General features: G+C 48.7%; 15 protein-coding genes and 2 pseudogenes. 6 read left to right on the top strand and 11 right to left on the bottom strand.

Annotated features, from left to right (window positions below; translation table 11 throughout):
• Window positions 1-97: 97 nt before the first annotated feature.
• The 3 genes and pseudogenes from QQ055_RS10875 to QQ055_RS03500 all read right to left on the bottom strand — a co-directional run bounded on the left by QQ055_RS10875 (window position 98) and on the right by QQ055_RS03500 (window position 6,195).
• Window positions 98-1,050, bottom strand: a pseudogene (locus tag QQ055_RS10875) (GGDEF domain-containing response regulator).
• Window positions 1,051-1,064: 14 nt separating this feature from the next.
• The gene (locus tag QQ055_RS03505; RefSeq protein ID WP_286004239.1) at window positions 1,065-4,349 is read right to left on the bottom strand and encodes a response regulator; all 3,285 of its coding nucleotides are present in this window, start codon (window positions 4,347-4,349) and stop codon (window positions 1,065-1,067) included.
• Window positions 4,350-4,368: 19 nt separating this feature from the next.
• Window positions 4,369-6,195, bottom strand: a complete 1,827-nt coding sequence (locus QQ055_RS03500; protein ID WP_286004238.1) for a PAS domain S-box protein — start codon at window positions 6,193-6,195, stop codon at window positions 4,369-4,371.
• A gap of 23 nt (window positions 6,196-6,218) precedes the next feature.
• On the opposite strand from QQ055_RS03500, the gene QQ055_RS03495 reads away from it, so the two are divergent.
• From QQ055_RS03495 to moeB, 3 genes are all read left to right on the top strand, one after another.
• Window positions 6,219-6,344 (top strand): hypothetical protein, encoded by a 126-nt coding sequence (locus tag QQ055_RS03495; RefSeq protein WP_283361833.1) that lies wholly within the window; start codon window positions 6,219-6,221, stop codon window positions 6,342-6,344.
• Window positions 6,298-6,891, top strand: coding sequence for a M67 family metallopeptidase (locus tag QQ055_RS03490; RefSeq protein WP_286004237.1), 594 nt, complete (start codon window positions 6,298-6,300; stop codon window positions 6,889-6,891). The genes QQ055_RS03495 and QQ055_RS03490 overlap by 47 nt, the downstream gene beginning before the upstream one ends.
• A gap of 95 nt (window positions 6,892-6,986) precedes the next feature.
• On the top strand, window positions 6,987-8,159 hold the full coding sequence (gene moeB / locus QQ055_RS03485) for a molybdopterin-synthase adenylyltransferase MoeB (RefSeq protein WP_283361831.1): 1,173 nt from the start codon (window positions 6,987-6,989) through the stop codon (window positions 8,157-8,159).
• Window positions 8,160-8,279: 120 nt separating this feature from the next.
• Here moeB and QQ055_RS03480 read toward each other — a convergent pair whose 3' ends face one another.
• From QQ055_RS03480 to QQ055_RS03450, 8 genes and pseudogenes are all read right to left on the bottom strand, one after another.
• Complete coding sequence (locus QQ055_RS03480; RefSeq protein ID WP_284475978.1) at window positions 8,280-8,630, bottom strand: DUF5615 family PIN-like protein; 351 nt, start codon at window positions 8,628-8,630, stop codon at window positions 8,280-8,282.
• Window positions 8,627-8,962 carry a DUF433 domain-containing protein gene (locus tag QQ055_RS03475; protein WP_286004236.1) on the bottom strand — a complete coding sequence of 112 codons (336 nt, stop codon included), beginning with the start codon at window positions 8,960-8,962 and terminating at the stop codon, window positions 8,627-8,629. The genes QQ055_RS03480 and QQ055_RS03475 overlap by 4 nt, the downstream gene beginning before the upstream one ends.
• Before the next feature lie 122 nt (window positions 8,963-9,084).
• On the bottom strand, window positions 9,085-9,339 hold the full coding sequence (locus QQ055_RS03470; RefSeq protein WP_284475976.1) for a hypothetical protein: 255 nt from the start codon (window positions 9,337-9,339) through the stop codon (window positions 9,085-9,087).
• Window positions 9,323-9,469: pseudogene (locus tag QQ055_RS10795) on the bottom strand (BrnT family toxin); the annotation flags it as partial. The pseudogene QQ055_RS10795 and the gene QQ055_RS03470, both read right to left, overlap by 17 nt.
• Before the next feature lie 62 nt (window positions 9,470-9,531).
• Window positions 9,532-9,858 (bottom strand): low molecular weight protein tyrosine phosphatase family protein, encoded by a 327-nt coding sequence (locus QQ055_RS03465; RefSeq protein ID WP_284475975.1) that lies wholly within the window; start codon window positions 9,856-9,858, stop codon window positions 9,532-9,534.
• Window positions 9,859-10,074: 216 nt separating this feature from the next.
• Complete coding sequence (locus QQ055_RS03460) at window positions 10,075-10,623, bottom strand: hypothetical protein (protein WP_284475974.1); 549 nt, start codon at window positions 10,621-10,623, stop codon at window positions 10,075-10,077.
• A 233-nt stretch (window positions 10,624-10,856) separates the two neighbouring features.
• A complete protein-coding gene (locus QQ055_RS03455; protein WP_283361826.1) occupies window positions 10,857-11,303 on the bottom strand; it encodes a hypothetical protein in 447 nt (148 codons plus the stop codon).
• Window positions 11,300-13,591 carry a hypothetical protein gene (locus QQ055_RS03450; protein WP_284475973.1) on the bottom strand — a complete coding sequence of 764 codons (2,292 nt, stop codon included), beginning with the start codon at window positions 13,589-13,591 and terminating at the stop codon, window positions 11,300-11,302. The genes QQ055_RS03455 and QQ055_RS03450 overlap by 4 nt, the downstream gene beginning before the upstream one ends.
• A gap of 199 nt (window positions 13,592-13,790) precedes the next feature.
• Here QQ055_RS03450 and QQ055_RS03445 point away from each other — a divergent pair, with 199 nt between their 5' ends.
• From QQ055_RS03445 to QQ055_RS03435, 3 genes are read left to right on the top strand one after another with little or no spacing between them, the layout of a single operon-like run.
• Complete coding sequence (locus QQ055_RS03445) at window positions 13,791-15,149, top strand: O-antigen ligase family protein (protein WP_069965951.1); 1,359 nt, start codon at window positions 13,791-13,793, stop codon at window positions 15,147-15,149.
• Window positions 15,146-16,105 carry a glycosyltransferase family 2 protein gene (locus QQ055_RS03440; RefSeq protein ID WP_284475972.1) on the top strand — a complete coding sequence of 320 codons (960 nt, stop codon included), beginning with the start codon at window positions 15,146-15,148 and terminating at the stop codon, window positions 16,103-16,105. Before QQ055_RS03445 ends, QQ055_RS03440 begins: the two co-directional genes overlap by 4 nt.
• 31 nt (window positions 16,106-16,136) lie before the next feature.
• Window positions 16,137-17,246: a glycosyltransferase gene (locus tag QQ055_RS03435; protein ID WP_284475971.1), complete on the top strand. Its 1,110-nt coding sequence runs from the start codon at window positions 16,137-16,139 to the stop codon at window positions 17,244-17,246.
• Window positions 17,247-17,428: the final 182 nt, after the last annotated feature.

Here is a 17,428-nt window from a genome sequence, read left to right as displayed (position 1 = left end):
CAATTCCCAACTCCCCCCATCCTTTCTTCCCCAAATCCTAACTCCCAATTCCCAACTCCCTTCTTCCCACTCAGCACTCAGCACTTTACACTCAGCACTAAGAAAGAGGTTGAGAATAGACGACGCGATCGCGCCCTTGGGCTTTAGCCTGGTAGAGAGCCTTGTCTGCTGTGGCAATGAGGGAGGCTACAGGGATTTCTAATTGGGGTAAGATGCTCACAACGCCTAGGCTGAGAGTGACGAGGGAACTGACGGGTGAATCGGCGTGGGCAATGGCTAAGGATCGCACCTGCGATCGCATCTCCTCCGCCACCTGTACGGCTCCGTGAGCTTTGGTATTGGGTAAAATGACAGCGAACTCCTCGCCGCCATAACGGGCGACCAAATCGGCAGGACGCCGCGCTGCGTGCATTAGGGATTGGGCGACTTGTTGCAAACAGCGATCGCCAGCTTGATGTCCGTAGGTATCATTAAATCGCTTAAAAAAGTCAATATCGCATAATACCAGCGAGATCGGTAACTCTTCGCGAGCCATCCGCCGCCACTCTTGATCGAGGTATTCATCAAAACGGCGACGATTTGCCACTTGGGTTAAGCCATCTAGAGAAACCAGTTGTTTGAGGCGTTCGTTGGCTTCTTCGAGTTGGCGTTGCAGTCGCGCTTGGTGTAGCAGTCGCTTCACCCGTTGGCGCAAAACTGCCCAGTGAATGGGTTTTGTGACATAATCGCTTGCCCCAACTTCAAAAGCGCGATCGACAGATTGCTGATCTTCTAAACCCGTAATCATTAAAACGGGGGTATGTTCTGCGCCTGGGTGTGTCATAATTTGCGAGCACACTCAAACCCATCCATTACTGGCATCAAAGCATCTAATAGCACTAAGTTGGGCTGATTGGTTTTATAAGCCTCTAATCCCTTTTCGCCATTAATCGCTTCAATGACTTGATAGCGCTCTCGTTCTAAACATTGACGCAACTGCATTCGCATAAATCGATCGTCATCAACAATCAGAATTATGGAAGTTTCAGACGGTGCGGCAGAAGCGTTCATAGGCATTATTGAGTTTAGCGTATTCGTTGCAAGGCGATTTTAACCCGCTCGTATTCTGCAACGAGTGCAGCTACTTGGCTTTGAATGAGTGCGAGTTGCTGGGAATTGTCCACTAATTCTGGGGAGAATCGAGTTAACTGCTCGATCTCTTGACACCGTTGTACGAGGTGGGTGGCTCCAAAAGATGCACTACTGGATTTTAGAGTATGCGCCGCTCGATATAAAGCGGAAATATCTGAATCGGCGATCGCCGTTTGCATATTTTCAATCCAGTAGGGGGATTCTTGTAAATAGCAATCGATTAAATCGCGGATCGCTTCTGGGGGAACATCGCCAATCAGATCCTTCAGCGCTGCGATGGATACGGGATCGGGTAAATTTAAACTCGGCGGCGGGCTTTCCTCTAAATCGGGTGGAATGGGAGATTTGCAGAGCGCTTGCTTGAGGTATTCCAAGCGAACTGGCTTGCTAACATAATCGTTCATCCCGGCGGATAAGCACTCTTCGCGATCGCCTTGCATGGCATTAGCCGTCATCGCAATAATCCAAGGTTGAGTTCCCTTATAGAATGCCCGAATTTGGCGCGTTGCTTCTAAACCATCCATTTCTGGCATCTGCACATCCATCAGGATCGTATCGTAAGGCTGCCGCTCTAACGCTTGTAGCACTTCTAAACCATTCGCCACCACATCCGCCCGATAGCCCAAACGGTTGAGCAATTGCAACGCCACTTTCTGATTCACCGCATTATCTTCTGCGACTAGCAAGCGTAAAGGATGATGCCTGCCAATTTGGGCATCTTGTTGAACGTCTTGCAAATCGTGGGATTGCACCACCACAGGCTGCTGGCGAATGACTTGCACCAGAGCGTTGTACAGTTGAGATTGCTTAATCGGCTTGCTTAAAATTGTTGAAAATAGGGCAGAATCCAATTGGGGTTTGCCCATTGAAGTCAGCAGCACCAGCGGTAAATCCACGCGATCCGGCAATTGACGAATGGCTTCGGCTAGCGCTAACCCATCCATATGAGGCATTTGCATATCTAAAATAGCCAGATCGAAGCTATCGCCCGCTTGCAACCATTCCAGCGCCTCGACAGCCGACTCAGCAGCCCTCGGAAGCATCTGCCAAGACTGGGCTTGCAGTACCAGCATTTTCCGATTCGTCGCGTTATCATCCACAATCAGCAGCCGCTTGCCCTGGAGATAAGGTAAGGCATCCGCTAAACTTTCTACGGCTAGGTGTTCTGCGGTTTGGGCAACGATGGTAAAGTAAAACGCCGAGCCAATACCGGGTTGACTGTTCACCCAAATTTCTCCACCCATGAGTTCGCACAGTCGCTTGCTAATCGCCAATCCTAAGCCCGTACCGCCGTATTGTCGCGTTGTGGAAGCATCCACTTGACTAAAGGGTTTAAATAATCGGTCTAAACGTTCTGGGGGAATGCCAATTCCGGTATCTTTAACCGTAAACTCGATGCTGTATTGGGCGGGATGGACATTCAAAGAAGCCCCCAAGCGGTGAGCGGTGACGGAAACGACAACTTCGCCTTTGCTGGTAAATTTAACGGCATTACTCAGCAAGTTGACTAAAATTTGTCGCAGGCGCGTCACATCCCCTAAAATCCATTGGGGAGCAGCCGGATCGATTAAATAAGCGAGTTCGAGTTTTTTCTCGGTGGCTTTGGAGGCGAGGAGATCGAGAGAGGTTTCAATACATTCGCGCAGGTTAAAGGGTTGTTCTTCGAGTTCGAGTTTGCCCGACTCAATTTTAGAGAAGTCGAGAATATCGTTGATAATGGCAAGCAGCGTATCGCCACTGTTGCGGATGGTTTCTACAAAGTCTCGCTGCTGGCGATCGAGGGGCATATCGAGCAGCAAGCCTGTCATGCCAATAATGCCATTCATGGGGGTGCGGATTTCGTGACTCATCATTGCCAAAAATTCGCTCTTGGCGCGGTTGGCGTTTTCGGCTTCGCGTTTGGCGCGTTCTAATTCGCTATTTTGGGTGGTGAGTTGCTGGCGCTGGCGGGTTTCTTGTTCGAGCAAGCGGGCTTGAGCCAGGGCAATTCCCAGTTGGGCGGCGACGGCTTCTAGCAGTTCAATTTCGTCGCTACTCCACTCGCGCAGGGAACTGCATTGATGTAGGGCGATCGCGCCATTGGGTTCGCCTTGATAGGAGGTGCGAATCGCCAGTAATGATTTTAAGCCGATTTGCCGATAAAATTCAGGACTAGCAGCAGCAGGACGTTCTGGGCGTTGATGAAAGCTGACGATCGGACAATCGCCGGAAAGCATTTGCACCCATTCGGGATGATGGGTTAAGGGAAATTCTTGATGTAAAACTGAGGCATAACCCGGTTCTAGATATTCGGCAACGATGGGAATCCGAGGCTGTGCCCGATCGAGAATATAGGTGTGAATAATGCAGCGGTTGACTTGAAACGCCATGCCAATTTGATGGGCGGCGGTGGTAAAAATTCGCTTAACATCTAGACTTTGGCGAATTTCTTCAGTAATTTGCTTTAGCAGTAAGGTGCGGTGCAGTTCGCGGTGCAGGGCTTCTTGAGCGTGCTTGCGCTCGGTGATGTCTTCGATAATATAGGCAAACCGGGGACGGGTTTCTGCGGAGTTAGCAATCTCGCAAACGGTGGCAGACAGCCAGCGATCGGCTTGAGGTAAATTAAAACAATACTCAAAGCGTACGGGTAAAGCGGTGCGTTGAGCTTCCCAACAATGTCCGATCCAGCGCTGAACGTGGCTAGAAGAGGAGAGTTCGCTGGCTCGCCGATTTTGCATGGTTTCGGGGGTTAGCCCGAAGAAGGCGGCGGCGGTTGAGTTACTAGAACAATAAATCAGATCGCCTTCCACAATTTCCACAATACCCATCATCATAGAGGCGCTGTTGAAAAAGCTGCGGAGGGTGGATTCTTGTTCGTGCAGGATGGCTTCGGCGTGTTTGCGATCGCTAATATCAATATTGGTACCCACCATGCGTAGGGGTTTCCCTGTTGGATCGTAGCTGACAACTTTGCCGCGTCCGAGTACCCAACACCACTCTCCATCAGGATGAGCATGACCCGAACGCGCTCTAATTCGCAAGCGATGTTCGAGTTCGTAAATCGGACTTCTGCCCGTCAAATGCTCGCGCAGGGCTTCTTGGACTTTAATAAAATCATCGGGGTGAATTAGCCGTTTCCACACTGAGATGCGGTTGGGCAATTCTCCAGGGGCATAACCCACCATGCTAGGTAGCGCGGGCTGTAGTAACAGTCTCCGGTGGTTAAATTCCAATCCCACAAGCCATCCTCTGTACTATCTAAAGCGAGTTCAAGCGTTCTTCGCTAATTTGCAATAACTCTTGCACTTGCTTGCGTTGGGTGATGTCGATGCGGATCGCCATGTATTGAAAGGGATGACCGCGATCGTTGAGAAAGGGGACAATGGTGGTATCTACCCAGTAGTCGCTGCCATCTTTTGCCCGGTTTTTAATCTCGCCATTCCAAACTTTACCTTTAGCGATCGTAGACCACATCTTTTGGAAGAATTCCGGCGGATGATAATCGGATTTAATCAGTCGATGGGTTTGTCCGAGGAGTTCTGCGCGGCTATAGCCAGAAATGGTGCAAAAATGGTCGTTGGCGTAGGTAATGGTGCCGTGGCGATCGGTAATGGCAACGATCGCAGCTTGATCGAGGGCAAATTTCTGAAATTCGAGTTCTCGTAAAGTTGATTGAAGCGTGTCTTCGGCTTGCTGGCGGGTGGTGATATCGCTAGCAATGCCCATAAAGCCAGCAATGTGTCTCTCCGCATCGCGCAAAGCCGTGATGGAAAGTAGAACGGGGAAGCGAGATCCGTCTTTGCGGATATAAGTCCATTGGCTTTCGTCGGTGTCATTACGGATCGCTTTGGCGAACAAGACAGCAATTCCGGGGGCGATGGGTTCGTTGAGTTCTCTCGATAGCTGTTGGGCGCGTTGGATGATTTCCTCGCGATCGTGAAAGACTTCTGGGGTAGCAATTCCAATCATTTCTGAGGCGCTGTAACCGAGGAGACGTTCGGCTGTAGCATTCCAGGTTTGAATCATGCCATCGGGAGAAACGGAAATGATGGCGTAGTTGGCTCCATTCAGCAGGGCTTGCTGCAAAATCAGGGTATCTTGCAGGGTGGACTCAACCTGCTGGCGGGTGGCGTTTTCTTTACTGAGTGCTTGATTGATGCGTTCGACTTGGCGAATGCGCCGAACATTGGCTTGGAGGAGGTATAGGGCGAGGGCTAAGATCCAAGCGATCGCCAATCCTCCCCCTAGAACGACTTCGGGTAAGGAATTGAGTTGAGATTGGAGCGTTTGGGGGCTGGGTTCAATGCGGATTTGCCAAACAATGTCGTAAAAGGTTAACTGGTTTTGGCGACAAAAGGCTTCGCAGCGTCTGAAATCGGGCGGTGGGGCGTTCCATGAGGGGGGGAGGGCTTGATAAATGAGTTGTCGATCCTCAAAAATGGCGATCGCATAACCGCGCTTCACAACTGCGCTAAAGATGGGTTCGAGTAACGATTCCAGGTGAAACGCCGCCACCATCACGCCATCAAATCGGTCATTAGCGAAGAGGGGAATATGAACTAAAAAGCCTTGACCTACATTTCCGACTAGCTCAATGGTACCTGTTACCGCAATTTGACGGCGATCGCGGACAACGGCTAAGGCGTTGCGACGGCTCTCTTCACTCTGGGTGCTTTGATTTAATAAATCGCGATCGTCCTGAAAGGGAATTAACCAACGAACCTCCCCAGCCGGGTCGATCCAGTAAATGCGCTGATAGCTAGGATAATCGTTGATATGAGATTGAGCATCGGCTTCCCATTCGCTTTGGGGCGTTCCGCCTCGGACATTCCACCGATTGGCCATACGCTGAAATCCCAGAATTCGCTGGTTAATTTCGGCGTTGAGTTGACTCTCAGCAGCAATCAGTTCTTGAAAGACCAGATTTTGCACCGAGTTGCGGCTTTCCGTTCTCAGGGCTTGCCACAAGCCAATACTCCCCAAGGACATACCAACCCCAACCGCCAAAGGAAGTCCCCATTTTTGTAAGGTGATTTTTGCTGAGGTGGAACGAGAACTAAAAGCCTGCCAAAGATGAAGCAACATTGACTAGGAAAAAATGGGGTTGAATGGCACAAAAAGATGAACTGACCGAGGTTTCACGCATTCTGCTGGCTTCTCATGGGGGCGAGTTTGGCACAGAACGCAATGCAGACAAGGGTCGCGATTCTCGAACTCAGGCAAGCGAACAATAGAACGCCTGCTGCGTGTAACAATAAGTATATTTTAGGGGCTACCCCGATCGTGAATTTGCAGATTAGCCAACAGTATTTACAACAGATCTGCCAACAGGTCGAACGCCATTATCCTCAAGAGTCCTGTGGTTTATTGCTCGGTCGGGTTGTAGCGCAGGTGAATTGCATTGTGGAGATTTACCCCACGGAAAATAGCTGGGATGAAGCCGATCTCACAGTATTTGCGGCGGTTAGCGGTTCGGCAAGTTTGGGAGGTAGCCGTCGGGAACGGTATGCGATCGCACCTCAAACGCTGCTGCAAGTTCAACGCCAAGCCCGCGATCGCGATTTGCAGATTGTTGGAGTTTACCATTCTCACCCCGATCATCCCGCTAACCCCTCGGAATTCGATCGCGCGATCGCCTGGCCGCAATACTCCTATCTCATCTTATCTGTCCTGCAAGGTCAGGTTCGCGACCATCGGAGCTGGCGGCTGGACGAACAGCATCAATTTCAAGAAGAAAAGATTCTTTACACAAACGCAGCAGAAATCGACAAATCGCTTTAAAATTAGAGTCCCCTCAGCCAATAACAGCGAATCGACGCAAACCTTGTGAATGCGTTAAATTCGTTTGAGTTCAGTCCTCGCGTTGCTAACTTGCCATGCTCAATCCTAATCTCGAAGAGATTCAGCTCACTAAAGAAGACTACGAGCGATATTCTCGTCACCTGATCCTGCCAGAAATTGGCTTAGACGGTCAAAAGCGCCTGAAAGCCGCCAGCGTTCTGTGTATTGGAACCGGCGGACTCGGTTCGCCCCTGTTACTCTATCTAGCCGCCGCCGGGATCGGTCGGATCGGCATTGTTGACTTTGATGTTGTAGACTATTCCAACCTCCAACGCCAAGTCATTCACGGTACCTCCTGGGTGGGGAAACCTAAAATTGAGTCTGCCAAAAATCGCATTCTCGAAATTAACCCAGACTGCCAAGTAGACTTATACGAAACCCGTATCAGTTCGGAAAATGCCCTGCAAATTGTTGAACCTTACGATATCGTCATCGATGGTACCGACAATTTCCCCACCCGCTATCTAGTCAACGACGCCTGCGTTTTACTCAACAAACCCAACGTCTACGGGTCCATTTTCCGTTTTGAAGGACAAGCCACCGTCTTTAACTACCAAGATGGCCCCAACTACCGCGACTTGTATCCCGAACCCCCACCGCCGGGAATGGTTCCTTCCTGTGCAGAAGGGGGCGTTTTAGGGATTCTACCGGGCATTATTGGCGTCATCCAAGCCACAGAAGCCGTCAAAATTATTACGGGTGCCGGAACCACCCTCAGCGGGCGTTTATTGCTCTACAATGCCCTTGAAATGAAGTTCCGGGAATTGAAGTTACGACCGAACCCGGAACGCCCAGTTATCGAAAAACTGATTGACTACGAAGAATTTTGTGGCATTCCTCAAGCAAAAATGGCAGAAGCACAACAACAAGCGTCTCTCCCAGAGATGACGGTTCAAGAACTCAAGCAGCTTATTGACAGCGGTGCGAAGGATTTTGTGCTGTTGGATGTTCGCAACCCCAATGAGTACGAAATTGCTAAAATTCCCGGTTCTGTCTTGGTTCCGCTACCGGATATTGAGAACGGAACGGGAGTTGAGCAAGTTAAAGAGTTGCTCAACGGTCACAAGTTAATTGCTCATTGTAAGATGGGCGGTCGTTCGGCTAAAGCCCTAGGGCTTCTGAAAGCCGCAGGTATCGAAGGAACAAACGTCAAAGGCGGAATTACCGCTTGGAGTCGCGAAGTAGATGCTTCGGTTCCAGAATACTAAAGTCTAAATCGGGTTTTAACTGAGGGAGTGGTGAGTCAATTAAGACTTATCACTCCTTTCTTAAGGGGTTGATAGCTACTTAATGTAGCGGTCGGTGTGCATGGGCGTTGTTAGACCGCCTCACCACGGGAGATACTGAACTTGCCCTTCTAACTCTCCATCCTGACTGCACTCTACCAGGACAAGCACATCCTCAATCACCTGTCCTATTGGAGCATCTGTGCTGATTTCGATCACCCCTGGCATAGGCTGACCTTCCCTGACCCGATCGTAAGCATAGCGAGTAATTGTAGCGACATCATGAGTTAGGAGAACGCGTCCTTCTTGCGCTGCCCATTCCAAGATGGTTGGATCATCTACACCCGACAAGCCAATATCTTGCACGCGCACTATATCAAGTATCGGATTACGACGAAACAAGCCTCGAACGATCGTGTTATCAAAGTTCTCATCAACAAGCAGTTTTATCATGCTTGCTGCTGTGCTTTACGGGCAAGTAGACGATCGCGCAAGCCTTGCGGGTCAAACCTCGCTTGGTTCATTGCGCGAATCTCTTGTGCTTGCTGCCGTCGCTGTTGCAGGTAGGCTCCTACTTCTGATTGGTGCTTGAGATAGAAGGCGATCGTGGCATAAACATCCGCAAGATTTAAGGACGGATACCGATAAACAATTTCCTCTGCGGTCGCACCCTGATTGAAGACAGCAACTACAGTATCCAATGTGACACGAGTCTTGCCAACGAGAATCACACCATCCTCATTCGCTTGTAGAGGGGCGGGTTCAGCCACGATTGCCAAAGTCATAAGCAACTTCAAATCCACTGCCTTGATGGTAACAGATTCCCCTATTTCAAAGACTGCGCTAAATGGCTTCTGTAACACATTCATGAAATGTTCTTCGTTTTCACACTTTAAAGTTGCCGCCCCTACATTAAAAAATCCTTTGTAGCACAGAGTTTCTGAGCAGGCTGGCGCTGAGCAACCTGCATCAATAACCGTAACGCTTCATTTACAGCGTCCTTAGTCAGGAACGCTTGAGCGACATCAGGATCGAGAAGAACTAGATTTGTCCCTGCTCGATAACGCTCAACATACTTACCTCTTACACCCCCTTCGAGTTGAGAAAAGTCGTACTCAGGGCGTAATTCATCTTCCATTTCGCCATCAGCTTTCCTGTTCATAAAATCTCCTTTCCTGACAGATGGCTGTGCGGGTACTGATAATTCGTACTTTGTCTCCTCAGTCAGTGTGAGCAACGACTAAAAGCTGACCGAATCTTGATAAGCTTATGGTAACGTAGCGACTTTCTCCAAAAATAACCTCTATACAGTCGGTGTGCATTGAAACTGTTAGACAACGGCGCTAAATCTCTTCTAAAAAGTTCCCAGTAGTGGTATTACTTTTTTCTTCAGCAATTGTACTAAAGCTGGCTCCATGTACTCGTATTCATCAGGAATATCTAGACATATCACTCGTTTATGCTTGAGCCAGGGCTGAAAATTTCTTGAGAGTTTGCTTCGATGAGACTTCTCCATAACGAAAATAATATCTGCCCACTCAATTGCTTCACTACTCAGAGGTATTTCTGCTTCCCGATCTAGTCCTGCTGAGTCTACCTCTAATCCTTTGTAATCTGCAAATACTGCTTCGGCTGTTGGGCTACGTAACCGATTTTTACTGCAAACAAACAGCAATTTCATAAACACCAGTTTAATTATACAAGTACTATCTAACTGAAGATTCTAAGGGATCTTATTTTTGAACACTGATTTATAGGCTTCCAGTTCTGTCCTCACGAAGGGCTAAGCGGTCTAACGGCAAAACGCAGCGGCGGCAGATAACCTTGAACTAAGCACCAGCGGCTTTCGTCTGTCCGCTGCCGTGAAGTTTTAGCCTGCGTCTGCTAGTTAGACTGCTCACTTTGGGGTATCCATTCCTTGAGCGTGACCAATCCGTCCGACACGTTCAAGTAGTGCCATACCTACCGGAGTTATTCGTGCGACCTCATCCCCATCATACATAGCTGTACTAACGATAAGTCCAAGTTTTTCCAGTACTGTGCAGATACTAGGATCAACTCCATCTATAGGTCTGTACCAATTAATAAGACACGCATTTTCTATTCTATTGTTGTACAGCTTTTCGAGTATTTCAAGCTGTTTCGCATCAATTAACTTTAATGCTTCTTCAACAAGAAAAGGTTCTTTAGCCATTACTAACCTTTTACTCAAGTCTGGTTCCCTAGCTATTGCTTCTGCACGTTCCTGAACCTTTGCTACAACTTGAGATTCCAACTCAAATTGACCAACCTTAAATTTTAGGTTTCGCTGTCTTTTGTAGTCTGATGGAAGCAATGCAAAAAGTATGTTTGTTATGGGGTTTCTGAATAGCAAAGCTATGACGAGAATAGTAAGAGGCCAAGCTACATCCTTTATCAGTCCGAATATTTCTTTCACAATGTCCATCAGGAATACTCAAATAGCAATTTAGCTAAATTTATTGTACAGAGTAACTCTGTTTATCCGCCAGTATTAGGTGAATCAACGACCCCATTGCTGTAGATCCACCCCAAAGAGCGAGATCTACAGCAAAGCTGCTGTGTATCCGCCTAAATTAAGATGGATCTACAGCTAAGTTCTGTGTATCCGCCCTAGCAATTTCAGCACTCAGAAAGGGGGGAAGAAGAAGGAAAATGCGATTAAAGTCCTAGCCAGAAGTCAAGGATTTGATTTTGCCACTGACCATCGCAATAGTTTAAATGGCCTCTCAGCGTCCAACCGTTTTGTTCGGCGGTGAATTCAACGTTGCGGCTGCGGGGACGCAAACGAACTTCTAAACGTCCTTCGCTCATCGAAGAGTGGGAGACCTCAAAGTTATAGAATGCAGTCATGCTGGTCTGAATGTTGACGTTGTTGCCTGCAATGGTTTGATATTTCAACTCTTGGGTTGGGGAGGCGACGGTAACTTCATAGATGGGTAGCCGTTTGATCGGATCGAAGCCGGAAGGACGAATTAATAGAGAGTTTCTGTCAATGACGTTGACACAGTTGATCCGATCGAATCTGCCTTGGGCGATCGCACTTTCGGTTAAGGTTACTAAACTTGCAAGCAAACCCAGATAGAATAAGCGTTTAAAAGCGTTCATAGGCGGCTGGCTAAAAGTTGGGGTAAGCGGCAATGATTGCTAGATGCAGCACCCTGAGAAGTGGTGGCTAAATTGGCAGGTTGACCGTAGTAGATGCCGCGTCCCCCCATCCCAATGTAGACTCGACCATAGACGCGGGCGTCGCCTTCCATAAATTTAGGGTCTTTACCAATAGCTTGTCCGGGGACATCAATTTTGACCCAAGTTTCCCCTAAGTTATCGGATCGGAAAATTCCCGCCGCGTTATTGACGGTGCCATAAACGAAAACTGTGGGATTTTGGCGGTTGGGCGGATTTTTGCCAAAGGCGAACAGATAGGCTTGTTGGACGTTGGGGAGTTTAGTGAAGCTTGTACCGCCATTGCGGGAACGATACAACCCCTCTCGATTAAAACTAGCCCAAACTTCACCTTTTAAGCCGGGGGCTGCTTTAATCGTACTCCAGGCATTATTCGCCCAGTCCATGTCTAAGCGGGGTAGGTTGTTAACGGTAGCCTGCCAAGTTTTGCCGCTGTTGGTGCTGCGGTAGAAGCTGCCGTTTTTGTAGAGATAAAACTGGTTGGGATCGACTTTATCGCTAGCGAGGGGTTGATTCCACTGCCAAACGGTGGTGGTTAAGCCAGCGGGTGCACCTGTGGATCTTGTCCAAGTTTTGCCGCGATCTTGGGTGGTGTAGGGGACTTCGTTTTCGCCTTCGGGTATCCAAACCCAAGTGCGATCGCCTTGTGCAGCTACGGCTACGCGTCCCCGTTGGGCTTTACGATAGCCGTTGGGATAGGCGGGAAATTCGGTCCAACTGCGTCCATCATTGGTGGAGTATACGCCGTAACCAGGATCGGGAAATCCTGAACTAGTCCATCGCCGACTGCCAACGCTAACGATTAAATCGGGTTCGTTTGAGGAGAGATCCATTGAGACAAAATCGGATGTCATCCAGCTTGGAGATTGGATCAGTTTTGGGGGGTAGCCGTTGAGGGTTTCGTGACGCAACCCACCAATGTCGGCTGAACCTTGAAATAAGGTGCCGCTGCGGGGAGAACTGGCGAGGGTAAAGTTAACAATTTCTTCGAGTCCTGAAACAACGTTACGCCAAACGGAGCGATCGCGATTAATTTCATCAGTCCGCCAAATTCCCCAGCCGTCGGTATACCAAACGCGATCGCGGTAATGCGGATCGAAGCTGAGGCTGGAGATCCCGGAAGTCCAGAAGCGCTCGTCATTGCTCTTCCAGGGAATGCTACTTTGGTGATTGGCTTGGATTTCTTGCCAAGTTTGACCGCCATTGGTGGATTTAAATAGTTTATTCCCGTGGTTAAAGAACCATTGGGCGGCGACTATCAATTGAGGGTTGCTCGGACTGACGCTAATGGCGTTATAAGAATCGAGGGTAGCGGGCGTAATATCGACCCAAGCGTTATTTCGGAACTTTTTAATTGCTCCCGGTGCATCAAAGGTAACGTACAGGGTGGAATCGCTGGCTAAAACCCCCCGTTGAGGATTTTTAGCGCTATCTTGGAGCAATGTCCAAGTTTGTCCTCTATCTTGGCTGCGATAAACTCCGGCACCCGCAACCCCGACATAAACTGTAGAAGTTGGCGTTCCTGGGGTTCCGGTTTTGGGATCGAAGAGGATGAAAACGATTCCTCGGTTCGGCGTTCCTGGGGTAGGAAAATTTGTCACTCTCGTCCAAGTTTTTGCCCCATCTTCGCTTTTCCATAACCCCTGATGGCGCGAGCCTAAATACAGGAGATTGCTTTGATTGGGATCGACGGCTAACCGTTCGCCATTCCAGCGCCAATCTTCATTCGCCCCTAACTTAAAACTCAAGGGGGTTTGCGTCCAACTCTGACCGCGATCGCTAGATTTAAGAATGACGCCATTGTGCCGACTTCTAGAATCGGTATATTCTCCCGCCGCTGCATAAATAATATTGGGATTATTCCGATCCAGCGCTAAACTCTCGATGCCATACAAGTAACTTTCAGATTGACCAAACATTTCCATTAAAGGCAGCCAGCGCTGTTGAGCCGCATCCCAACGATAAGCACCTCCGACATCTGTTCGCACGTAAATTAAATCTTTCACATTCGGATGGATTGCCATTCCAGTAACAAATCCACCTCCTCCAATCGCCACATTTTGCCATTGATAGCCAGAAGAATTTGCCGCTGAGATTTGCGATGGGGAAGCGGTCTGAGCCACCACGCAGGGGACAATATTCCAGCTAATTGCAGCAAATAAACCCGCAATTATTAACAGTAAAAAGCGAGTTGTTTTGAGCTTAAACATTAAAGGATTAATCTCCTCTAAAGCAACAAATTATTGATTCTACAGGCAAAACTTCAATCGTGGATTAAGAGGCTGTTTTACTGTTTTAATAAAAGCTTAATAACAGATTGAGAAAAAATTGGCAAGCCCGACTTTTACAAATTATACTGGGTAGCTAGGCATTCGGGGGGTCAGTTCATTTGCCGACTTTGAAGATTCCATGAATATTTATACGTTACTTTCCGATTTACTCAAACTGGAGAAGGCGTTTGCAGTATTTGGCGTTATTGCCTTTTCTCAAGTTCTGATTATCGAAAGTCGATACGTAGCCTCTGAAGGCGTCGGCGGGGGGATTGGTGGGGGATATTCTCCTTTATATCCCTTAATCGTGCTAATTCAGTATGGCGTAATCGCCACCAGCTTGCTATTGATGGCGTTGCGACCCAAAAGCGTCTTTCGGGCGCTGTGGCGCGATCCGTTTATTTGGGCATTAGCCTTCACCGCCATTATCTCCTTCGCGTGGTCGGACTTCCCCTCCCTGTCGATGAAACGAGGAATTTCCACCCTACAAACTGCAATGTTTGGGCTATATCTCGCTTCGCGCTATTCGCTCAAAGAGCAATTGCAGATTGTGGCGTGGGGGATGGGGATTATTTCTGTCTTTACAGTTCTCTTTACAGGCGCTTTTCCCGGATCGGGCATAGAACAGGGGGTTCACGCTGGCGCATGGCGGGGACCGTTAGTCCACAAAAACCTCCTCGCCCGACTCATGGCAATGGGCACAATTCCCACCCTGTTAGTCGCCCTAGATGCTCCGCCCAAACACCGGCGCACGCTATGGCTTGTGTTTGGGGTTACTATTGGTTTGGCCTTTCTAACCACTTCCAAAACGGGGTTACTGATTGCCCTAGCCCTAGTTGCATTGACGCCGCTGTTTAAAGCGCTGCGCTGGAGCGATGGCATCATGATTCCCTTTTTGATTTTAATTGTGTTTGTCACGACCAGCGGTGTCACATGGTTGGTCGAAAACTGGGAAGGCTTCTTATTCGGTTTGGGGAAAGAACCCACCCTCAGCGGTCGGACTTATTTGTGGGAAGCTTCTATTGAGAAAATTAGACAGCGACCTTGGCTAGGTTATGGCTATCAAGCCTTTTGGCAAGTTTCCGGCGGTGCAGAATATGTGTGGACGGCAGTGCGATATCAACCCGCGCACTCGCATAATGGCTTTATTAACCTCACCCTTGACCTAGGGCTATTGGGTTCATTTTTCTTTGCGATGAGTTTGGTGACGATTTACATTCGCGGGGTGAGTTGGTTGCGAGTTACCCAATCCTCCGCCGCCCTCTGGCCGTTGTTGTATGCTTCGTTCTTAATTTTGTATAACCAAACGGAGAGTACGATTATCGAACACAATAATCTTTTTTGGCTGCTGCACGTTGCGGTAACGCTTTCCATTGGTTATGTCCGGCGACTGACTCCCCAGGAAAAAGCCGAACGAGAATATTGGGAACAATATAAGCAGCAAATTAGCCAACCTGCGATTCCTGGAGGAAACGCACCAACAGGGGAAGGGGCATGAGCAAACCACTGGTCAGTATTGTCATTAATAACTACAATTACGGGCGATTTTTAAACGATGCGATTGATAGCGCCTTACAACAGACCTATTCGCCGTGTGAAGTCATTGTGGTCGATGATGGTTCGACGGATGACTCGCGGGCGGTGATTGAGGAATATGGCGATCGCATTATCCCCATTTTTAAAGCTAATGGCGGACAACCGAGCGCCTTTAATGCCGGATTTGCAGCCAGCCGGGGCGAAATTCTCTGTTTTTTGGATGCGGATGACCTGTGTTTATCCCATCGCGTGGCGGAAGTGGTCAGCGCCTTCGAGACCGATCCGAGCTTGGGGTGGTGCTTTCACCCCTTAGAATTCACAGAGAGCCAGTTTGTTGATGTTAAAGCTATTCGGGAGGACAAACCCCTCACCGCTAGCAACCGACAGCACTTTGATTTATGCGCCTCCCTGCGTCGGGGAAAACTGTATAAAAACTTTCCCTATCCTTCTACTTCCGGGCTGTGCTTTCGCCGTTCTCTGTTAGGTAAAATTCTGCCGATGCCCGATGCGGAAGGTACCTTGTTGAATGATGGTTATTTGATCTTTACCAGCATGGGTTTAAGCCCCGGCGCGACCTTAGAAAGTAAACTGGGTTTATATCGCTTGCATGGTGATAACGCTCATGGATTTGTCCGCGAGGCTGGGAGCGATCGCTATGTAGTCAAAAGCGATAAACAACAACGCAAAGCCAAATTATTAATCCTCAAAGCTTATTGGATTGGGGTCAACTTCCCCGAACTGATCGAACTTGCGAGTTATTTGATGGCGTCGGGAATCGGGATTTTTTGGCGCAATGGCGGCTTAACGCCAGAATATCGCCAGTATGTCAAAAAACACCGGGCTTCCCTATCCCTTTGGGGTAAAATAACGCTCTACGCCAGAGCAATCTACGTTTATCTGAAAAATCCTAAAGATTAAGCCTGTCCTCCATCTACCTCAAAACAGCCCTATGAATCCCGAACAACCGAAGACGAGAATTGCTCTATTTATGTCTGCTTTGGATGGCGGTGGAGCAGAACGAATTATGCTGTATCTAGCGCGAGGATTTGTGGAAGCGGGATTAGAGGTGGATTTGGTTTTGGCGAAGGCAGAAGGGCCTTTAATGTCGCAGATTCCGCCTGGGGTGCGCTTAATTAATCTCAAGAGCAAGCGTTTAATCTTGAGCCTGCCAATCTTAGCCCGTTACGTGCGGAAACAGAAACCTGTTGCCCTGCTTTCTGCCTTGGAAGATGCGAATTTGGTGGCAATTTGGACGCGGCGCTTGATGAGATTGCCCGTGCGAGTGGTGGTGACGGTTCATAATACGCTGTCGCGAGAAGCGCAAAATGCGACGAACTTGAAGCGCCGGATCGCGCCTTACTTGGTAAAGCTATTTTATCCTTGGGCGGATGCTGTGATTACGGTGTCTCAAGGGGCGGCTGAGGATTTAGCCCGTTTGGGGATGGCTTCGGGTTTGGTGAAGGTCGTTTATAACCCGGTGGTGATGCCTGAATTTTACGAACGGGTGAAAGAACCGGTCGATCATTATTGGTTTGAGCCGGATCGCCCTCCCGTTATTTTAGGGGTGGGGCGTTTGGAACGGCAAAAAGATTTTCCGACTTTAATTCAGGCTTTTGCTGAGTTACGCCAACACCGCCCGATTCGTTTAATGATTTTAGGGGAAGGGCAGGATCGCCCGATGTTGGAACGGTTAATCCAAGATTTGGGGTTAGGGCAAGAGGTGTTGTTACCGGGCTTTGTCTCTAACCCCTATGCTTATATGGCGAAATCTTCGGTGTTTGTGTTGTCTTCGCTGTTTGAAGGGTTGCCTACGGCGTTAATTGAGGCAATGGCGGCGGGGATTCCGGTGGTGTCTACGGATTGCGAAAGCGGCCCTCGCGAGATTTTGATTAATGGACAGTATGGGCCGCTTGTTCCCATTGGGGATGTGACAGCAATGGCGGAGGCGATCGCTAAAACGCTGGATTCTCCGGTTAACTCCACGAGTTTGAAACAAAGGGCGCTAGATTTTTCCCTGGAGAAGGCGATCGCGCAGTACAGACAAGTGTTAGGCGTCTAAGTAGAATTACGGAAGTTATCTAACGAATATTACCGCAGCCCTCCGCGCGATCGCCCGGAGAGCGCGATCTGGCGCAGCTTTTAGCTCATATTAAGAAAAATTTGTGCTTTCTTTATCGATTGGTTAATTTGTTCCTTTGTTTAAAGATTACTTTTGCTTGACTCATCAAGTTAAATTGATTT

It is taken from the genome of Geitlerinema calcuttense NRMC-F 0142 (assembly GCF_030285425.1).
The sequence above is the reverse complement of the archived record's forward strand: the minus strand, read 5'-3'. Positions and strand labels throughout refer to the sequence as shown.